The organism is Streptomyces sp. NPDC038200, from assembly GCF_055600785.1.
Genome location: NZ_JBVJYH010000001.1, coordinates 863,334 through 878,598 on the forward strand (window position 1 = coordinate 863,334; position 15,265 = coordinate 878,598).

The 15,265-nt window shown below is 72.7% G+C and carries 12 protein-coding genes; 5 read left to right on the forward strand and 7 right to left on the reverse strand.

All coding sequences use genetic code 11. The features are described from left to right. The first annotated feature begins 210 nt into the window (after nt 1–210). Complete coding sequence (locus ACZ7KF_RS03620; protein WP_471069056.1) at nt 211–747, forward strand: calcium-binding protein; 537 nt, start codon at nt 211–213, stop codon at nt 745–747. Nucleotides 748–881: 134 nt separating this feature from the next. Here the strand turns inward: ACZ7KF_RS03620 and ACZ7KF_RS03625 are convergent, their stop codons facing one another. From ACZ7KF_RS03625 to ACZ7KF_RS03645, 5 genes are all read right to left on the reverse strand, one after another. Next, the gene (locus ACZ7KF_RS03625) at nt 882–1,352 is read right to left on the reverse strand and encodes a hypothetical protein (protein ID WP_471069058.1); all 471 of its coding nucleotides are present in this window, start codon (nt 1,350–1,352) and stop codon (nt 882–884) included. A 153-nt stretch (nt 1,353–1,505) separates the two neighbouring features. Further along, nucleotides 1,506–2,351, reverse strand: a complete 846-nt coding sequence (locus tag ACZ7KF_RS03630) for a hypothetical protein (protein ID WP_471069059.1) — start codon at nt 2,349–2,351, stop codon at nt 1,506–1,508. Continuing rightward, nucleotides 2,348–4,000 carry a polyprenyl synthetase family protein gene (locus tag ACZ7KF_RS03635; RefSeq protein ID WP_471069061.1) on the reverse strand — a complete coding sequence of 551 codons (1,653 nt, stop codon included), beginning with the start codon at nt 3,998–4,000 and terminating at the stop codon, nt 2,348–2,350. Before ACZ7KF_RS03635 ends, ACZ7KF_RS03630 begins: the two co-directional genes overlap by 4 nt. After that, complete coding sequence (locus ACZ7KF_RS03640) at nt 3,993–5,078, reverse strand: hypothetical protein (protein WP_471069063.1); 1,086 nt, start codon at nt 5,076–5,078, stop codon at nt 3,993–3,995. The genes ACZ7KF_RS03635 and ACZ7KF_RS03640 overlap by 8 nt, the downstream gene beginning before the upstream one ends. A 217-nt stretch (nt 5,079–5,295) precedes the next feature. Continuing rightward, entirely contained in the window at nt 5,296–7,215 is a 1,920-nt protein-coding gene (locus ACZ7KF_RS03645) for an NHL domain-containing protein (RefSeq protein WP_471069065.1), read from the reverse strand. A 758-nt stretch (nt 7,216–7,973) separates the two neighbouring features. Here ACZ7KF_RS03645 and ACZ7KF_RS03650 point away from each other — a divergent pair. Together ACZ7KF_RS03650 and ACZ7KF_RS03655 are read left to right on the forward strand one after the other, a co-directional pair. After that, the gene (locus ACZ7KF_RS03650) at nt 7,974–8,588 is read left to right on the forward strand and encodes a hypothetical protein (protein WP_471069067.1); all 615 of its coding nucleotides are present in this window, start codon (nt 7,974–7,976) and stop codon (nt 8,586–8,588) included. A 20-nt stretch (nt 8,589–8,608) separates the two neighbouring features. After that, entirely contained in the window at nt 8,609–9,472 is an 864-nt protein-coding gene (locus ACZ7KF_RS03655) for a choice-of-anchor K domain-containing protein (RefSeq protein WP_471069069.1), read from the forward strand. Nucleotides 9,473–9,517: 45 nt separating this feature from the next. Here ACZ7KF_RS03655 and ACZ7KF_RS03660 read toward each other — a convergent pair whose 3' ends face one another. Continuing rightward, complete coding sequence (locus ACZ7KF_RS03660) at nt 9,518–11,731, reverse strand: SpoIIE family protein phosphatase (RefSeq protein ID WP_471069071.1); 2,214 nt, start codon at nt 11,729–11,731, stop codon at nt 9,518–9,520. Between the two features lie 331 nt (nt 11,732–12,062). Between ACZ7KF_RS03660 and ACZ7KF_RS03665 the strand changes: the two genes are divergently transcribed. Next, entirely contained in the window at nt 12,063–13,034 is a 972-nt protein-coding gene (locus ACZ7KF_RS03665; protein WP_471069073.1) for a slipin family protein, read from the forward strand. Here the strand turns inward: ACZ7KF_RS03665 and ACZ7KF_RS03670 are convergent. Continuing rightward, nucleotides 12,979–14,169 (reverse strand): MFS transporter, encoded by a 1,191-nt coding sequence (locus ACZ7KF_RS03670; protein ID WP_471069075.1) that lies wholly within the window; start codon nt 14,167–14,169, stop codon nt 12,979–12,981. The genes ACZ7KF_RS03665 and ACZ7KF_RS03670 overlap by 56 nt on opposite strands. Nucleotides 14,170–14,246: 77 nt before the next feature. Between ACZ7KF_RS03670 and ACZ7KF_RS03675 the strand changes: the two genes are divergently transcribed. Then, complete coding sequence (locus tag ACZ7KF_RS03675; RefSeq protein ID WP_471069077.1) at nt 14,247–15,260, forward strand: ArsR/SmtB family transcription factor; 1,014 nt, start codon at nt 14,247–14,249, stop codon at nt 15,258–15,260. Nucleotides 15,261–15,265 lie beyond the last annotated feature (5 nt).

Genomic DNA, 15,265 nt, shown 5'->3' on the forward strand with positions numbered 1-15,265 from the left:
GATGCAACGCGGTCGCGGCAGTGGGATACTTCTACCACCAGCGGAAGTTGGCATATCGGCATGTCTTTGCCACTACCTTGCAGACCCGATCGACCGGTCTGCCTGCATACGCATTGATCACCAGCCTTTCCAGTGGTGGGTCTCATGCACAGGTTCTTCTCGTGCGCGCAAGTATGTGCGATCGCCGCAGTGACAGCAATCATGCCGAGCGTGGCTGCGCAAGCCCAGGAAGTCACGGGTCTGCCACGTGAAACAAGCGCGCGGTACGAGCTCTTCGGGAACTATCTCGTCATCCGCGCGGCGCCGGGCGTGAACAATGAAATTGTGCTGCACGGAGGCGAGCCGTACGGAGTGGTCAAGGTGTTCGACTTTGCGGACAGCGTCTCGGAGCCCGACACCTTCTCCACCGTAGGCGCAAACGGCGTGAAGCGGATTTCAGTGTACGCCGGAGACGGCAACGACAAGGTCTCCAACCTCACTTACCTCCCCTCCACTCTTCACGGCGGAGCGGGAAGGGACATTCTGAACGGCTCCGGCAGCCACGACTATCTCAATGGCGGGGCCGGTAACGACGCCCTCAATGGCGGCAGTGGAAGTGACGAGCTCATCGGCGGTTCCGGTAACGACAGGCTCCACGGCGATTACGGCGATGACAGCCTCAATGGCGGTATCGGATTCGACTCCGCGCGCGGCGGGGCCGGGACCGACACCTGCAGAGCTTCTGAAATCGTGTCGGAGTGCGAATAACAGGGACAGGCCATCACCACCAGTGGTTTCCCCGAGACGGACGGGGCGCCGGGACGGCGTGCCCGGCGCGGCCGGGGAGGTGGCTCCGGGTTCAGCTCCGGAGCCACCGTTGGAACCGGATCGCGGGGTGAGGGTCAGTCCTCGTCGGGGTCGAGGACGCGGCCCTTGAGCTTGACCGGGGCGGCGGTGCCCACGCGCAGCTCTCCGTCGGTGTAGCGGCCGGGGTTCGCGCCGTCGATGGCGGTGACCTGGGCCGCGTAGCCGAGGCATTCCTGGTTGCCGGACAGGGACGGGTTGTGGGTGAAGGTCAGGGTGCGGCCTCCGTCACCCAGGGTGCCCTGGGTGGTCTTGAGGTTGCCCTTGGCCTGGAGGGTGTTGACGTCGTGGTAGGCCCAGGAGAGCCAGCCGGTGAAGGCGAACCCGGTGGGCGCCTTGAGGGCGAAGGTGACGTCGCCGGGGTTCACCGGGTCGGGAACCGTGTTGAGAATGCCGAAGCTGAGGTGGGCCGGTACGCCTCCCGGCGCGTCCTCGACGATTCCCTGCTGGGTGATCCAGAGCTTCTTCTCGGACCCCTCCTGGACGGGGGTCTGCGTCTGCGTGGCCATGGTGTCCCTTCTGTTGCTGAATGGTGTCCGCGTGCGCGGATCCGCCGGTGGCGGGCTGGGGGGCGGGCTCGGCGGCCCCGTCGGGGTCGACGTCGGGCGCCTTGAGCTCCGGTGGGGGGTGGCGGGGGCGGGTGACGGAGGGCAGGCCGGTGTTCAGCCGGTGCCGGGCGCGGGCGGGGTGGCGGCGGGCGCCTGATCGGCGAGGAGCGGGCCGAGGACGGCGAGGAGGCCGAGGACGATGTCCTCGTAGAGGTAGAAGCCGGCTTCGAGAGGCGGCAGTGCGTCGTCAGCGCTGCCGGTGTCGTCACCGGTGCCGGTGCCAGTGCCAGTGCCGGTATCCATATCCGGGTCGGTGTCCGGGTCCGGGTCCGTATACATATCCGGGTCGGTGCCCATGTCCGTGTCCGGGTCCGTCTCCATATCCGGGTCGGTGTTCGTGTCCGGGTTCGGGTCGGGGTCCGGGGTGGTCGTGTGTGCGGTGGGGTCGTCGCGTCCGTTCCGGGGAGCGGGCGTGCCGAGCAGGTCCGACAGGTCCAGCGCGGCGCCTTGGAGGACGGCGCGGGCGGTGCCGGCCAGCAGGCGTAGGGGGAGGTCCAGGGCGGCGGCGCTGCGCTGGCCGGGAATCCGCTTGGCCGCCGTGGACGGGTCCGTCGTGGCGGCGGTGAGCCACTGGACGGGCAGCGTGCAGGCGGAGACGATCCGTTCGGCGGACATCGGGGGCGGGGGGTCGCCGTCGACCATGAGGTCCTCCCACTCCATGAGGTCGAAGAGGAACTGGCCGCCTTTGTAGAAGGGCCAGGGCCGGACCGTGTCGAGGAGGAGGCGGGCGCGTTCGGGCGCGTCGCGGCGCAGGGCCACACCGTGCCGGGCCAGGGTGCACAGGCACTGGCGCAGACAGCTGTTGACCTGGCCGAGGAGGGCGAACGCCCCGTCGTCGGTGGGGGTCAGGGGGCCGGTGGCGGTGGCATCGCCCGGCGGGGGTGGGGTCGTGGTGGTCACAGTGGCCTTGAGGTGACGTAGTGGGCGATCTGCCGCAGGACGGCCTTGCCTTCGTTCTCGGGGATGATCCGCAGGTCTTCCTCGAAGCGGGCGATGCCCTCGGCGGCGAGCCGGTCGGCGAGATCGGTGGCGTATTCGATGGAGCCGTGCCGCCGCATGGCGGCGAGGAGTTCCTCGGCGTGCTGCTGGGTCTTGTCGGTACGGCGTTGCCGCAGGACGTCGAAGAGGCGGGGCCGCTCGTAGGCGCGGGCGGTACGGAAGAGGTGGATCAGCATCACGGTGCGCTTGCCTTCGAGGAGGTCCCCGAGAGGCTCCTTGCCGTAGAGGGCCTCCTCGCCGACCAGGTTCAGGATGTCGTCCTGGATCTGGAAGGCGATGCCGATCAGACGGAACGCCTCGTCGAACCGGCCCAGTACGGCCGGGTCGGTGACGCCGGCGCAGACGGCGCCGATGCGGCAGGGACTCATGCAGGTGTACCAGCCGGTCTTCTTGGTGCTCATCGTGAAGTAGGCGTCGTCGGCCTCGGGGACCACGTCGTGGCGGATCCAGCCCAGCTCCATCGCCTGGCCCTCGATGGACTCCCGGCACATGTGCACCGCCTCGTGGATGAGGCCGAGGGTGCGCACCAGGCCGAGCGTCTCGAGGTTGGACAGGACGGCGTCGACGGCGAGGAGGTTCAGTCCGTCGCCCACGTTGACGGCCAGGCCCAGTCCGTGTTCCTCGTGCATGGTGGGCAGGCCGCGCCGGTGGGTGGACTCGTCGGCGATGTCGTCGTGGACGAGGAAGCCGTTGTGGAACAGCTCCAGTGCGGCGGCGGCGCGTACGGCGTCGTCGGGGCGCCCGCCGAAGGCGGCACAGGCCGCGATGGTCAGGGTGGGGCGCAGGCCCTTGCCCTGCCGGGCGGGGTAGGAGCGCATGAGGTCGTACAACTCGGCGCGGGGTTCGCGGTCCGGCAGGAGCCGTTCGATCTCCTCGCCGGTGCGGGCCCGGCACCGGCGCATGGTCTCCATCAGGTCCGCGTCGCGGACGGTGTCCTCCAGCGACCAGCTGGTGCTGGTACGGCCGTCCCACAGCAGGCGTGGGGGCCTGACGGTGGTGTCGCCGATCAGCGCGGGCGGTGCGGGCGCGTCCTCGGGCGAGCGCCGGGCGAGGAAGTCCAGCGCCGTCCAGTCGACCGGCTCGGCGGCCGGCGGCCGGCCGCCGGGCGCCGCGCTGCCCCACAGCCGGGGGGCCTGTTCGCGATAGGCGCCCCAGAGTTCCTGCATGCTGCGCAGGCCCGCCGCGCGCTGCGACAGCAGGGTGAAGGCGCGCCAGACGGCGAGGGCGTCCTCCCGGGAGCCGCGGACGTCGAGGCTGTCGGGCAGGACCTGGTCGACGGGCGGGCGTTGGAGGTCGAACAGCAGATTCATGGCCCGGTCGTCGAAGACGACCTCGACGTCCGGGTCGGGGCAGCGGTCCCGGTTCACGACGATACGGCTGTGCCGCGCGGTGAGCGTGGCGTGGCTGTCGTCGTTGAAGTGCAGGCCGAGCCGGATGCCGCGCAGTTGGTCGGCGGCGGCGGCGAGGATGGCCGGTGCCCGGTCGGACAGGGCGGTGACGGTCTCGTCCAGCAGCCGGGCTCCCGTGAACGCGGGCATGGTCTCAGTCATGGGCACCGCCGGCGAACTCCACGATGCCCTCGGTGCTGAAGCCGACCGTGCGTCCGCCGACCCGGCCCTCGACGGTGCACGGGCCGAGCGTCTCGTGCACGCTGAACGGGCGCAGGCTCGTCTCCGACGGGTTGGCGATCCGGCCCGCCGTGTGCGAGCGGAAGTCGAGGACGAGACGGTCGTCGCCGAGCCGGGCGGTGATCAGCAGCCGGCCGGGTACCTCGGCCATCGGCGGTGTGCCGAGCACGTCCGCCAGCGGCGGCACCATGACCACCCGGTCGCGGTCCAGGCTGCCGCTGACCGCGACCCGCAGATTGCGGCGCGGGAAGTGGCGGATCATGCGTCCGTCGCGCCACAGCATCACCGACCCGTTGGCCGCGTCCGCCGGACTCACGGGCTGGATCAGGGTGAAGACCACCGCGAAGGGCGGAGCGGCGCCCGCGGGGCCGGAGGGGTCGTTGACGAACCCGAACACCCAGCCGCCCAGCGTGGTCCAGGACCAGCGGCCGCGTACCCGTTCGTGATAGCCGAGCAGATCCGTCCGCGTGACCGTTCCGTCGGCGTGCCGCAGGGTGCCCTCGCCCAGGACGCCGGGCTCCGACTGCCACCGCAGGTGCTCGTCCTCGCCGAAGGGTGCGCACTGCGAGGTGCACGGTCTGCTGGTCCGGGACAGCCGTACGTCGACCGCCGGTGCCGCCGACCGCGCCGCCATCCGGAACGCACCGGGCGCTCCGTGCGGATGCGGTAACCGGAAAGCGGACCAGGGGAGTTCGGGCTGGTCGGCGTTGAACTGCGTGGCGCTCCAGCCGTGTCCCTCCTCGTGGACCAGGAGGATCGCCATGTGCTGTCCCTCGGCCGCCGTGCCGGTGCCGCTGCGTCGCCCGGTGGCCGGGGCGCCCGGATCCGCGAAGACCGTGCCGCCGGAGGAGCCCAGGACGGACAGGTTGGCGATCAGGGCTTGCCTGCCGGACCGGGACAGGAACGCGTAGTGCAGCCATTTGCGGTCGAGCGGATGAGTCAGCGGGGCGCGCGGGAAGGGGCCCGGGGGCCCGAGCCCAGGAAGGGTCGGCGTGGACACACCTTGAAGCTAACGCACTGTTATCGATCTGTCACATGCAGTGACATTCAGACGAGTGATCGTGGTTCGCAGAAACGTTCACCTCCGTAGGTGAGGTTTGAAACCGCAGGGAGCCGCCTGTGCCGAGCACTCCGTCACCGGCGGCTCGAGGCCGCGCGTCCGCCTTCCGCTGGACCTCCGGTCCTCCGCTCCTCCGGCCCTCCGGCCCTTCGGTTCTCTAGTCCTCGTCGTCCCCGAGGACGTTCGCTTTCAGGCGTACTTCCGGCTGTCCCGCGATCACCGCACGCCCGTCCGTGTACCGGCCCGGCTCGGCATCCGCTCCGGCCCGGACACCGAGGGTGTACACCAGGGCCGCCGCCGGATTGCCGGGAGTGTTCAGACGGGGTACGTCCGTCACGGCCAGCGACCTGCCGCCCTCCCGCACCGCTGCCGTCGGTTCCGGAGCGGCGACGACGGAGCCGTCGACGCGGTAGTACGCGCAGGTCACGCGGCCGTCGAAGAAGAGTCCCGTCGGAGGGGTGAAGCGGTGCTCCACGCGGCCGGGGGCCCAGGCGTCCATGGACGAGACCCGTACGTGGATCAGCTCGCTGCCGCCGCGCGGGATCTCCAGTCCGACTTCCTGACGCACCAGCAGCCGCGCGGCCGTCACCGTACCGGCGTCCTGGTCCGTGGCTTGGTCCGTGTTCCGGTCCGTGTTCCGGTTCGTGTCCCGGTCCGTGGCTTGGTCCGTGGCTTGGTCCGTGGCGTGGTCCGTGGCGTGGTCGACGTCCCGGTTCACGTCCTGGTCCGGATCCCGGTCCGCGACCTGGGCGCTCCCGGCCTCGCCGTCGGGCTCCGGCCTCCCGTCCGGCTCCGGCTTCCCGTCCGGCTCCGGCTCGGTGGACTCGGAGGCGGCGGTGGACTCGGAGGCGGCGGTGGCGAGGGACAGGGCCGCGATCCGGTGGTGGAAGTTGTCCGCCACGAGCAGCCGTCCGGCCGGGTCCACGGCCAGACCGCACGGATAGACCGGCGGAACGCCGACGACGGTGTCGACCGGCACGGCCGCAACCGCCTCCGCCTCAGCCGTCTCCCGCGCTTGCGCCGTCTCCCGCGCGTGTGCCGTCTCCCGCGCGTGTGCCGTCTCCCGCGCGTGTGCCGTCTCCTGCGCTTCAGTCGTCCCCTCCGCCTCCGCCGTCACCACCTCCGTCACCCCCGTCGCCCCGGCGGCCGCACCGGCGCTCGGTCCCGGTTCCGGTCCCGCGACGACGTGGGCCGCTCCATCGGCCAGCCGCCATACGCGGTGTCCGTTCAGGTCGGCCACATAGACGGCCCCCAGCGCGTCGACCGCCACGGCGCACGGGGCGCTCCAGTCGACCGCCGTGCCGTCGGCGCTCCCGTCCGGCGGGCCCGCCAGCACCCGGAGCGTCCCGTCCGTGCCCAGCAGCAGCACCCGGCGGCCCACCGGGTCGGCGATGAACAGCCGCCCCGCCCCGTCGGCCGCCAGCCCCGCGGGCAGGAACGCCTCGCCGGCGTCGGCCGCACCGGAACCCGGGGCCCTTCCGGTCGCCGCCACGACCGTGCTGACGACTCCGTCACGGCCGACCCTGCGCACCCGGGGAGTGCCCGCTTCGCCGACGTAGAGGCATCCGGCGCCGTCCACGGCCAGGGCGCAGGGGGCGTCCAGCCGGGCCCGGCCGCCCGGTCCCCCGTCGCCGTCGCCGTCGCCGTCACCGCCGCGCGAGCCGTCCCCCACCACGGTGTCGATGACGCCCGAAGGGTCGATCCGGCGGACCCGGTGGTTCATCTCGTCGGCGACGAACACACCCCCGTCCGCGTCGACCGCGAGGGCGGCCGGGAAACCCAGGCGGGCGCGCACGGCGTCAGCGCCGTCCCCGGCGAAGCCCCGCAGTCCGTCCCCGGCGACCGTCGTCAGCACACCGGAGGCGTCGATCCGGCGGACCCGGTGGTTGGCGTGGTCGGCGATGAAGACGGCCCCTGGTCCCACGGCCACGTCCGAGGGAAAGGCCAGCTGTGCCTCCGCCGCCGGCCGGCCGTCCCCGGAGAACCCGGCGGTGCCGTTGCCCGCCACGGTGACCAGTGGCGCGTCGCGGTCCGGGGAGACCGGTGTGCGCAGCCGGTCCGCGGCCTTCGCCGTCACGCCGTCACCGCCCGGCAGCGCCGCTGGGGCGCCCGGACGGCACCTGCCACCCCGCACGGCCTCGTCACCCGCATGTCCGTCTCCCTTCCGAGCTGTCGCTGGCATCCCCTGCATACCGGCCGGGCCGGCACCCGCAGGGGCAGCGCACCGAGCGCGCCACCCGCACGAGGGAGGCGCCGCCGGGACTGACGGCCGGGACCGGGCCGGGGCGGGGCGGACGCACAGGGAGCGGCCAGGGCCGACGTCGCGGGTCCGGCCGGAGGCGCACCGCGGGGGTCCGGCGGGAGGCGGACCGCGGGGGGGGGCCAACCGGAGGCGCACCATGGTGGGTCCGACCGGCGGCGCACCACGGTGGGTCCGACCGGAGGCGCACCGCTGTAGGGGAGGGCCGCGGTGGGCGTGGGGCCGGTGTGCTGCTCGTCCTTGCGCCCCCGCGCGCCTCAGCTCCACTCGAACAAGTGATGCAGGATCGATCCTGCATTCCAGATGGGGGAATGGCGGCTTATCGCGGGCTAACGCGGGCTAACGATCGAATCGGATGACGGCCCGGCGCCTTCCGTTCGCCTGCGCGACGCCCCGGTCGAAGCCGTCGGCGGGACTCCGCGTTCGCGGTGCGGACGCCGTTTCCCCCGGTGTCCCGTATGCCGTGAACCGCACGGCATGCGGCACCCCGCACGCCGCTCGCGAGCCGGGGAGATCCATGCCGGGACGTCCCCGCTTCACCGCACGCCTCGATCACAGCCCAGGAGGACTCGGAGATGGCCACTGAAGTGCAGTCCGGGAAGAAGGAAGCCTACAGACGGGGAGAGGAACAGGGACGCGCCGACGCACTCGCCGGACGCCCGTACGCCGACCCGCCGCGGGACGGTTCACGCGGGGAGAAGGACCACTACGCCAACGGCTACGACTGGGGCTACGAACAGGGCCGTGCGCAGAAGCTGGACCTGGTGGTCTGGCAGGAAGGCGGCGTGGAGGACGCCCCCGGCGGCCTCGGCACCATCATCAACGTCTGCGTCCGTACGCCGAACTGGAGCGAGACCGTGGACGCCGGTGAGCGCGAGCACGTCTTCACCGCGCCGACCGGATTCCGCTGGAACGGCATGGTGGGCGCCCAGTACAAGCGCATGGACCAGACCACGGGCGGCGGCCTGCCGCCCGTCCAGGCCAAGGTCGGCGCGGACGGCCGCACGCTGACCTTCACTTTCCACGTGCACCTGAACACGACCGACCAGGACAAGGACTGCATCGTCTACACCTGCGGTCTCGAAGCCGTGGACGGCGCCAAGGTGGGGCGCTACACCGACGGCGTCGCCCAGATCGGCACCGCGCCCCCGGCCAAGCTCAAGGCCGAGGTCATCGAGGACGAGGACTGAGAGAACAGGAGTCAGACACCATGACCACAGTCGTCACCTCCGGCGTCTTCCCCACCACCACCCCGGCCATCTCCCCGGTCAACGGGCTGGGCACCGCGGACCTCAGGTGGGGCAGCAGCGGCTCCCAGAGCGGCTACCAGTTCCGCGGTGCCGCCGCGGACGTCGAACTCGACGGCACCGAGTTCGTCGTCGGCACCTTCGTCCACCGCAACCTCCCGACCAGCGTCAGCCCCTCGCAGTTCAACGTGCAGCTCACCGTCAACGTCATGTTCGAGGACGGCAGCACCACCGACCTGACCTTCGCCTTCCACCACAACGAGACACCGAACAGCACCGGCACCAGTCCGGCGGACGACGATCTGGTCGACCTCCAGGAGTTCATCCACCCGCAGCCCGTCACGATCGACGGCAAGCAGTACAAGGCCGTCCTGAGCGGGTTCAAACGCGGCGGGCAGATCGTCCGGCAGTTCCGCAGCCCCGAAGGCGGAGTCAACTTCGCCGAGATCGTCTGCATGTTCACCTTCGACGAACCGGACGTGATCATCTCCGACCTGCGCTACCTGGGCAACGGCACGGGCCAGCCCGACGAGTACATCGAGATCTTCAACAGGGGCGGCGCGCCCCAGGACCTGACCGGCTGGATCGTGGAGGCCAAGCCCACCGGTCGGAGCTACGCCTTCCCCTCGGGGACCGTCATCCAGCCCGGCCAGCGCTACCGGGTCTACACCGACGAGGTCCGCCAGCAGTTCGGCGGATTCTCCTTCGGTTCCTCCGAGCAGGTCTGGCGTGACGAGGGCGGCATCGGCCGGCTGGTCCACGACGGCTTCGTCGTGGACCAGTACCCGTATCTGGACAAGGGCTTCAACAGGACCCTGACGCCGTAACGGGCCCCGGCCGGCCCTCGGCGACCGGTGAGAGCCGAGCCGGCCTCACCGGTCGTCGGCCACGGTGGCCCCGGCAGCAGCCGCAGCCGGGCCGCACATGCCGTCCGCAGCCGGGCCGCACCTGTCCTGGGGCATCTCCTGCGGGCTGATCAGCAGCAGGGCGACGTCGTCGGTGCGGACCGGGGACTGCCGGGCGCGGGCGATGAGAGTGTCGGCCAGGGCCTCCATGGACTGGTCCCGGGAGCGGGCCAGCTCGTCGGCGAGGGCGCTGATCGCGTCGTCGATGTCGATGCCGGGGGCTTCGACGAGTCCGTCGGTGTACAGGGCGAGCACGGCGCCGGGCGGCAGGGGGACGTCGCTGGTGGGGTAGTCGGCGGCGGGGTCGATCCCGAGCAGGAGCCCGGGGGGCGGCCGGAGGATCTCGGTGTGGCCGTCGGGGTGCCGCAGGATCGGCGGGAGGTGGCCCGCGGTGGCCAGGCGGGCACGGTGGCGGGCGAGGTCGAGAGCGACGTAGAGGCAGCTGGTGAACAGGCCGGCGTCGAGATCGGTGAGCAGGCGGTTGGTGCGGCGCAGGACCTCGCCGGGCGGTGCGCCGGCGCCGGCGTGGACGGCGGTGCGGACCTGGCCCATGAGCGTCGCGGCCTGCACGTTGTGGCCTTGGACGTCCCCGATGGCCGCGGCGGCACCGGTCCCCTCGAGGCGGATGAGGTCGTAGAAGTCGCCGCCGACATCCATGCCGTAACTGGCGGGAAGGTAACGGGCGGCCACGTCCAGGCCGGGGACGCGGGGCAGCGTGCGGGGCAGCAGGCCGGCCTGGAGGTTGTGGGCGAGCTGCTGTGTGGCGTCGTAGAGACGGGCGCGGTCCAGCGCCTGCGCGATCAGCCCCGCCGTCGAGGTGAGCACGGAGCGCTCCCCGGAGGGGAAGGCGCGCGGCCGGTCGTAGGCGAGGACGAGCGAACCGACCGGCCGGCCGGAGGTGATCAGCGGCAGGAACGCCCAGGCGGCCATGTCGTCCTGGTGGGCGGCGGGAGGACAGGCCGGTTCCAGGTCGGCGAAGGTGCCGAAGAAACTCGGCACACCTGTCGTCAGGACGTGCACCGCGGGGGTGTCGGAGGTGAGCGGGACCGCGTCGAAGCGGTCCATGAGCCGCGCGGGGTAACCGTGATGGCCGATGATCCGCAGTCTGCCCTCCTCCGCGACCATCAGCGCGAGCGCCTGCGCGCCGAAGGCGGGCAGGACCTGGCCGGCGACCCTGTCGACCACGTCCTGTACGCCGACCGCGTCGGTGAGCGTGGCGGCGAGGTGCATCAGGTGGTACAGGGCCGTGGCGCGGCCGGGTTCCGCGGCGGGCGCCGGGTACAGCAGGTGCGGCGGGGTCACGTCGTCGGCCGAGGAGGCGGGGACGATGCGCACGCTGATGCCGGACGCGTCCGGGTACAGGTGGAAGCTCAGCCACTGGTCCGGTGGGCGCCGGGCGGTGAAGGACGTCGGCCGGCGGCTGAGGATCGCGGACCGGTAGCGGTCCTCGGCGACCGGGTTGTCCAGCCATGCGAGCGCTTCCCACGGCCGGGCGCCCAGCAGGTCGGGGATGCCGACGCCGAGGAGCCGGGCCGCGCCGGTGGTGAGGAAGGTGATCCTGCCGTCCGGATCGAGGGCGCAACAGCCGCTGGGCAGGCGCTCGGCGAAGTCGACCGCGGCCTCGGCCTCGGCCGGTCCGACGGTGCGGTTGCGGGGGGCCGGCCGGATCCGCGGCTCGGGCCCGGCCAGTACGCGGTGCCCGCTGTCGGCGGCCTGCCGCAGGATGAGTCCCAGCTGATGGCAGGTGCCGGCGACCACCTCACGCTCGTGGGCGCTCAGCGTCGGAGGGTGCGTGCTGGACCAGTGCAGCACCAGGCCGCCCCAGGTCCTGCGTCCGGTGCTGATCGGTGCGGCGGCCACGGCGAAGGGATGCGGCAGGACGAGTGCCAGCTGCGGGTAGCGGCGCGCCAGCTCCTCCTGGCTGCCGAGCCACACCAGGCGGCGCTGCCGCACGGCGTCGCTCACCGGGGTCGCGGCCGGCAGCGGCACCCGCGCCCAGGGCAAGGCGATCCGCCGGGAGATTCCGCTCAGCACCGCGAGCTGGAGGACCTGTCCGTCCGGGGACAGCACGTAGAGGGCGCTGGCGTAGGCGTCGGTCTCCCGCGTGCACCGGTCCAGGACAGGGTCCAGCACGTCCGGGCCGAAGTCCGGACAGCGAGCGTCGGTGGCCGTGTGGGACACGCTTCACCCTTCCGTGCAGACGCCGGCCGGTGGTCTCCCCGCCCGCCCGAAGCGGCGGGCGCCCTACCTGTACGGATACCCGCCACGGCGCCGATCCGCGCCCCGCCGAAACGGGGCGGCACCGGCGGCACCGGCGGCGGGGCGGCTCCGGCAGCGCGACACCGGACCTGCCCCTTACGGACGATACGTCCGCCAGGGGAGGACGGCAGTGCGCTTGCCCGACCGCACCGGCCGTCGTTTCTTTACGTTTCCCTGATGCGTCCGCCGCATCCGCCGGGGCTTCCCGCGGTGTCCTCCCCGTTGTCCGGATCGCGTCGTTGAGGGGAGTGCCATGGAAGGCACCGTCGCGGGAGTGGTGGTTGTCGCCGTTCTCCTGCTGCTCGTACTGAAGAGCGGGATGCGGGTCGTCAACCAGGTGGAGCGCGGGGTCGTGTTCCGGTGGGGGAAGGCGCTGCCCGGTCACCGGCAGCCGGGCATCACCTTCCTGATCCCGTTCGCCGACCGGATGCGCAAGGTGAACGTGCAGGTCGTGACCATGCCGGTGCCCACGCAGGAGGGCATCACCCGGGACAACGTGTCGGTGAAGGTCGACGCCGTCGTCTACTTCCGGGTCACCGACCCGGTGCGCGCGGCCATCGAGGTCCAGGACTACACCTTCGCCGTCGGCCAGGTCGCCCAGTCCTCCCTGCGGTCCATCATCGGCAAGAGCGACCTGGACGACCTGCTGAGCGACCGGGAGCGGCTGCACGAGGGGCTCGCCCTGATGATCGACAGTCCGGCCGCCGGGTGGGGCATCCACATCGACCGGGTGGAGATCAAGGACGTACAGCTCCCGGAGTCGCTGAAGCGGTCCATGTCGCGGCAGGCCGAGGCGGAGCGGGAGCGGCGGGCCCGGGTCATCACCGCGGACGGTGAGTTCCAGGCCGCGCAGCAGCTCGCCAACGCCTCCCGGATCATGTCGGACACGCCCGAGGCGATGCAGCTGCGGCTGCTGCAGACCGTCGTCGAGGTGGCGGCCGAGAAGAACTCCACGCTCGTGATGCCGTTCCCGGTGGAGCTGCTGCGGTACTTCGACCGGGCCGTGCGGAAGATCGACGCGGACCTCGGCACGAAGGCCGGCCGCGACGGGACGACGGGCCCCGGCGAACAGGCCGGCCCCGCCGTGGAGACCGGCCCCGCCGTCGAGGCCGGTCACGCCGTCGAGGCGGGGCACGGTGGTGAGACCGGCCGCGACGGGGTCTCCGGCCTCAGCGAGACGCCGGTGCCGGCGCAACGGCCGCAGGCGAACGCCGAGCGGCCATAGCCAGCGCGCCGGTCACGGCCAGGGAGACCGCCGCCAGCGCCGTCATCGCCCGGGACGGCGAGGTGAGCTGGGCGGCCGTCCCGGCGAGCGTCGCGCTCACCCCCTGGAGGGCGAGCATGCCCGCCGAGTGCAGCCCCAGGGCGTGACCGGCCAGCTCGTCCGGGGTCAGGGCCATCAGCCGTTCCTGCTGGACCAGGCTCGCGCCGAAGCCCACGGAGGCCAGCGTCGCGCACACCGCCGCCACGGGCAGCGGCGGGTGCGCCCAGAAGAGCAGGTACGGCGCGGCCAGCAGCACGAGCAGCGGGGTGGCCAGGTGGGGGCGTACGCCGGCGGGCAGCAGCCGGCCGACCGTCACGTCCCCGGCGAACATGCCGAGCGCCCCGCAGGCGAACAGCAGGCCGGCCGCGTCGGGGGCGTACGGCACGTACAGCGACTCGCAGCCGACGACCAGGCCGTTGGGCACCCACAGGCCCAGATAGGTGAGCCGGCGCGGGCGGGAGGACCACAGCAGGGCGTTGGTGCGCCAGGTCTCCGACGGCGAGGGGCGGCCCGCGGTCCGGGGCGGACGGGCGGTCAGGCCGAGGCGCAGGGTGAGCGCGGCCGTCAGGTACAGGGCCGAGGCGAGGAGCAGACAGGCCCGCGGGGAGAGCGCGGTCAGCAGGGCACCGCCGGTGGCGAACCCGGTGATCTGCACCAGACCGCTCGTCATGTTGAACAGTGAACGGCCGGGCAGATAGCCGTCCTTGCCGAGGATCTCGTTCACCAGCCCCCAGCGGACCCCGCCGCCGAGAGCGGCGACCAGACCCAGCAGCAGGACGACGGTGACCAGCGCGCCGGTCGGCAGGCCGGGCAGCGCCTGGACCGCCGTACCGGCCGCGAAGACCAGCGCGATGGCGGACAGGGCGGTACGCGGGGGCAGCCGGTCGGCGCCGGAGAGCAGGAAGGTCGCGCCGAGCACCTGGGCGAGCGAGGGGCCGAACATGCTCACCGCCGACAGCAGCGGGGAGCCGGTCGCCCGGTACACGAGCGTGCCCAGGGCCAGTCCGCCGAGGGTGCCGGCGGCGTTGTGGGCGGCGGTGCCGAGGAACAGCGGGGTGAACTCCGGGGTGCGGAAGAGGGATCGGTAGCGGGACATGTCCGGAGTCTCGGGCGGGCCGCGGAACACCGGTTATTGTTTCGCCGGCGCGCGAAAGGTCGTACGGGGAGGCGCTCGTGGGGTGGTGGCAGCTCAACGCGGACACCCTCGCCCGCAGCCGGTTCGTCATCTCCCCGCTCGCCGAGACGTTCGCCTGCCTGAAGCTGCTGCACGCGGGTGCGGGCGCCCATCCCGGCGAGCAGGCGTGGCTGCGCGCCCAGCTGCCCGGCTACCGGGCGCGGCTGGCCGCCGACCCGGTGACGGCCCGGCTGGTGCGCGCGGGGCTCGGCCGGAACTGGATCGCCGACTTCCTGACCCCCACGCCCCGCGCCGGGGAGCCGTTCGCCAGGGAGGTCGCCCGCGTCCGGCAGGCCTCCCCCGCCGCCGCCCGTGCCCACCTGCGCACCTCCCTCGCCGGTCCGCTGCCCGCCGCGCTGGACCGGGACGATCTGCCCGAGCGGGCCGCCGTGCTGCTGGCGTGGGTGTGGGAGGAGGCCGTACGGCCGGACTGGGGGCGGCGCCGGCGGGTGCTGGAGGCGGATGTGACGGCGCGGACCGCGCGGGTGAGCCAGGGCGGCTGGGCGAGCGTGCTGGACTCGCTGCGGCCGGGCGGGACGCGCTGGCTCGGGGACAACCGGTTCCAGGTCAACCTGCACGAGTATCCGCCCCGCGAGATCTCGGGCGCCGAGCTGCTGTTCGTGCCGGTCACCCCGCAGCGGCACGGCTGGGTGGCCTGGGAGGAACGGGAGCGGTACGCCGTGGTCTACCCCTGCGCCGGTGCGCTGGCCGGGGACGGCGACCGCGCGGTGCCCGCGGGCCTCGGCGCGCTCCTCGGGACCGCCCGGGCGGAGGTGCTGGTGCTCCTGGGCTCCCCCCTGAGCACGAGCCAGCTGACCGCCGTGACCGGGCAGGGACTGGGCTCGGTGGGCCGACACCTGAAGGTGCTGCGGGAGGCGGGGCTGGTGGCGCGGCGCCGGGCGGGGCGGTCGGTGCTGTACGCGCGGACCGCGGTCGGGGACGTGCTGGTGGAGGCCGGGCACGGGAGCCCGCCGGTGGAGGCCGGGCACGGGGACGTCACCCGGCGGGGCTAGCATCC